The organism is Staphylococcus cohnii species complex 1663, assembly GCF_041008415.1.
Classification (GTDB): Bacteria; Bacillota; Bacilli; order Staphylococcales; family Staphylococcaceae; genus Staphylococcus; species Staphylococcus ureilyticus.
This window is the reverse complement of the sequence record NZ_JBFDVL010000017.1, coordinates 1-4,724: the sequence shown is the minus strand read 5'-3', so window position 1 is coordinate 4,724 and position 4,724 is coordinate 1. Positions and strand designations below refer to the sequence as shown.

4 protein-coding genes are annotated in these 4,724 nt (G+C 30.4%); all 4 read left to right on the top strand.

The window, feature by feature from the left end:
* Positions 1-1,362 (top strand): tetracycline efflux MFS transporter Tet(K) (tet(K), locus tag AB1J10_RS12565; protein ID WP_278198796.1); only part of this gene is annotated, 1,362 nt, incomplete at its 5' end.
* Between the two features lie 186 nt (positions 1,363-1,548).
* Positions 1,549-2,760 (top strand): MobV family relaxase, encoded by a 1,212-nt coding sequence (gene mobV / locus AB1J10_RS12560; protein ID WP_016913210.1) that lies wholly within the window; start codon positions 1,549-1,551, stop codon positions 2,758-2,760.
* Positions 2,761-3,323: 563 nt separating this feature from the next.
* The gene (locus AB1J10_RS12555) at positions 3,324-3,488 is read left to right on the top strand and encodes a CopG family transcriptional regulator (RefSeq protein WP_017722131.1); all 165 of its coding nucleotides are present in this window, start codon (positions 3,324-3,326) and stop codon (positions 3,486-3,488) included.
* Positions 3,489-3,722: 234 nt separating this feature from the next.
* Positions 3,723-4,667: a replication initiation factor domain-containing protein gene (locus AB1J10_RS12550; RefSeq protein ID WP_016913209.1), complete on the top strand. Its 945-nt coding sequence runs from the start codon at positions 3,723-3,725 to the stop codon at positions 4,665-4,667.
* Positions 4,668-4,724 lie beyond the last annotated feature (57 nt).

Below are 4,724 nucleotides of genomic sequence, written 5' to 3'. Positions count from 1 at the left end.
AAATTTAAAGGTTTGTTTTATAGCGTTTTATTTTGGCTTTGTATTCTTTCATTTTTTAGTGTATTAAATGAAATGGTTTTAAATGTTTCTTTACCTGATATTGCAAATCATTTTAATACTACTCCTGGAATTACAAACTGGGTAAACACTGCATATATGTTAACTTTTTCGATAGGAACAGCAGTATATGGAAAATTATCTGATTATATAAATATAAAAAAATTGTTAATTATTGGTATTAGTTTGAGCTGTCTTGGTTCATTGATTGCTTTTATTGGTCACAATCACTTTTTTATTTTGATTTTTGGTAGGTTAGTACAAGGAGTAGGATCTGCTGCATTCCCTTCACTGATTATGGTGGTTGTAGCTAGAAATATTACAAGAAAAAAACAAGGCAAAGCCTTTGGTTTTATAGGATCAATTGTAGCTTTAGGTGAAGGGTTAGGTCCTTCAATAGGGGGAATAATAGCACATTATATTCATTGGTCTTACCTACTTATACTTCCTATGATTACAATAGTAACTATACCTTTTCTTATTAAAGTAATGGTACCTGGTAAATCAACAAAAAATACATTAGATATCGTAGGTATTGTTTTAATGTCTATAAGTATTATATGTTTTATGTTATTTACGACAAATTATAATTGGACTTTTTTAATACTCTTCACAATCTTTTTTGTGATTTTTATTAAACATATTTCAAGAGTTTCTAACCCTTTTATTAATCCTAAACTAGGGAAAAACATTCCGTTTATGCTTGGTTTGTTTTCTGGTGGGCTAATATTTTCTATAGTAGCTGGTTTTATATCAATGGTGCCTTATATGATGAAAACTATTTATCATGTAAATGTAGCGACAATAGGTAATAGTGTTATTTTTCCTGGAACCATGAGTGTTATTGTTTTTGGTTATTTTGGTGGTTTTTTAGTGGATAGAAAAGGATCATTATTTGTTTTTATTTTAGGATCATTGTCTATCTCTATAAGTTTTTTAACTATTGCATTTTTTGTTGAGTTTAGTATGTGGTTGACTACTTTTATGTTTATATTTGTTATGGGCGGATTATCTTTTACTAAAACAGTTATATCAAAAATAGTATCAAGTAGTCTTTCTGAAGAAGAAGTTGCTTCTGGAATGAGTTTGCTAAATTTCACAAGTTTTTTATCAGAGGGAACAGGTATAGCAATTGTAGGAGGTTTATTGTCACTACAATTGATTAATCGTAAACTAGTTCTGGAATTTATAAATTATTCTTCTGGAGTGTATAGTAATATTCTTGTAGCCATGGCTATCCTTATTATTTTATGTTGTCTTTTGACGATTATTGTATTTAAACGTTCTGAAAAGCAGTTTGAATAGTTATATTATATTTTGGTTTAGAACTATGAGTGGCTAGCATTTTGCCACTCATTTTTTGCGTTAGCAAAAACAGGTTTAAGCCTCGCAGAGCACACGTATTAACGACTTATTGTAAAATAAGTCTAGTGTGTTAGACTTAAAGTATTAAATACCTATAAAACCTTAGTGCTGAGGAGTGATTTTTATATGTCGTATTCTATTATTAGAGTTTCAAAAGTTAAAACTGGAACAAATACAACAGGCATACAAAAACATGTTCAAAGAGAAAATAATAATTATGAAAATGAAGATATAGACCATAGTAAAACTTACTTAAATTATGATTTGGTAAATGCTAATAAACAGAATTTTAATAACTTGATTGATGAAAAAATTGAACAGAATTATACAGGCAAAAGAAAAATTAGAACAGACGCGATTAAACACATTGATGGTTTAATTACATCAGACAATGATTTCTTTGATAATCAAACGCCAGAAGATACAAAGCAGTTTTTTGAATATGCTAAAGAGTTTTTAGAACAAGAATACGGTAAAGATAATTTATTATATGCAACAGTTCACATGGACGAAAAAACCCCACATATGCATTATGGTGTTGTTCCTATCACTGATGACGGTAGATTAAGTGCAAAAGAAGTTGTAGGGAATAAAAAGGCGTTAACAGCGTTTCAAGATAGATTTAACGAATATGTTAATCAACGTGGGTATGATTTGGACCGAGGACAATCAAGACAAGTTACAAATGCTAAACATGATCAGGTAAACCGATATAAGCAAAAAACAGAATATCATAAGCAAGAATATGAGCGTGAGAGCCAAAAATTAAGCCATATACAACAAAAAAGCAGTGAGTTGATAGAACAATACCAAAAATCATTAGAAACGCTTAAAAAGCCTTTAAACGTCCAATATGAACATGAAACTGAAAAAGTAGGTGGATTATTCAACAAAGAAATACAAGAAACAGGCAATGTTGTAATAAGCCAAGAAGATTTTAATACCTTTCAGAAACAAATAGAAGCAGCACAAACGATTACAGAAGATTATGAGCGTATTAAGTCTGGTAAAGCGTTGAATGAGCTTAAAAATGAAAATAGTAAGCTTAGAGAAGAAAACAAGGATATGTCTGAAACTTTAGCAAGAGCAAATGAGTTTATAAAAGACCTCAAAAAACACCTTGATAATGCGCTTAATGTTATTAAAGTTATTAGAGAGATTTTTGAGAAGTTAGAGCAAGTTCTTGGTAGAAATAAATACCAGCATTTGATGAATGATGTAAGTAGAGATAATGGTCGTATGATAAAGGCGATACAAATATTAGATAAACAAATACATCCTGAAGAATATCAAGAAGAAAAGAATACGCAAAAACGTGATAGGGGTAGAGGTAGATAAATAAAAACGCCACTCTAAAAATAGAATGGCGTTCAAAACCTTTAAAGAATTGTTTTAAGTATATCTAATTTAATTATACCCACATTTATGCCGAGAAAACTTTTTGGTTGGAATAATGAAATGTGATAGCTAACTTGTTAGCGAGTTGGTTGGGCTTGAATTGGGATTAATCCCAAGAAAGTACCAACTCAACATCACATGGAATTGTTGGTTCCGACCAAAAAGGAAATTGGAATAAAAAATAAATTGAGTTAATGGTTTAGGTTTTAGGGCTAACTTCACGAAGTGATCTGTTAGCCCTGTTTTTGTATTTTGCTTTAGAATTTATCAAATTTAGTTGGAAAAAGGGGGACTACTACGACCCCCCCTTTTAAGTGCCGAGTGCCAAATCAGAGATTGTGAAGTGTTTAGACCTTTAATATCAAGGGTTATAGCGATTTTTCACAAAGCTACAAATAGGCTACATTTTAGGGACTTTATGAGTTATTGTATAGAAATCTCTAGACATGTATGTATAAATGGAATAAAATAAACTTATTAATAGTTAGAAATGGGGAGTAAAAATGGTTCGTACAAAAGTAGGTATAACTTTAACTGAAGATACTTTGAAAAGACTTGAAGAAATTGCAGAACAAATGGGCTTAAGTAAGTCCCAGGCTATTTCTATGTTGATTAATAACGAGTATTTAAGTAAGTATCAAAGCGAAGATAAAATATTTAAGGCATAAAAAAAGTCTTAATCAATTAGACCAAGACATTTGATAGTGTTATATTAATAAGCAAATAAAAAGAAGTCGCTCACTCCCTCGCCAAAGTTTGTGATAGCGACTTACCTTAAAGAAAAACAGTTGATGTTTTTGTTCTTAATTTGTATATCTAGATATTAAACGATATTAGTTTATTCTTCAAGATATATATTCGGGTGAGCGACTTCTTAAATTAAATTAAGGAGTCGATTTTTTATGAGTAAAAATAATTATACAAATCATTCAAATCACTTAGAAAATCACGATTCAGACAATTTTTCTAAAACCGGCTACTCTAATAGCCGGTTGGACGCACATACTGTGTGCATATCTGATCCAAAATTAAGTTTTGATGCAATGACGATCGTTGGAAATCTCAACCGAGACAACGCTCAAGCCCTTTCTAAATTTATGAGTGTAGAGCCCCAAATAAGACTTTGGGATATTCTTCAAACAAAGTTTAAAGCTAAAGCACTTCAAGAAAAAGTTTATATTGAATATGACAAAGTGAAAGCAGATAGTTGGGATAGACGTAATATGCGTATTGAATTTAATCCAAACAAACTTACACGAGATGAAATGATTTGGTTAAAACAAAATATAATAAGCTACATGGAAGATGACGGTTTTACAAGATTAGATTTAGCCTTTGATTTTGAAGATGATTTGAGTGACTACTATGCAATGTCTGATAAAGCAGTTAAGAAAACTATTTTTTATGGTCGTAATGGTAAGCCAGAAACAAAATATTTTGGCGTGAGAGATAGTAATAGATTTATTAGAATTTATAATAAAAAGCAAGAACGTAAAGATAATGCAGATGCTGAAGTTATGTCTGAACATTTATGGCGTGTAGAAATCGAACTTAAAAGAGATATGGTGGATTACTGGAATGATTGCTTTAGTGATTTACATATCTTGCAACCAGATTGGAAAACTATCCAACGCACTGCGGATAGAGCAATAGTTTTTATGTTATTGAGTGATGAAGAAGAATGGGGAAAGCTTCACAGAAATTCTAGAACAAAATATAAGAATTTGATAAAAGAAATTTCGCCAGTCGATTTAACGGACTTAATGAAATCGACTTTAAAAGCGAACGAAAAACAATTGCAAAAACAAATCGATTTTTGGCAACATGAATTTAAATTTTGGAAATAGTGTACATATTAATATTACTGAACAAAAATGATATATTTAAACTATTCTAATTTAGGA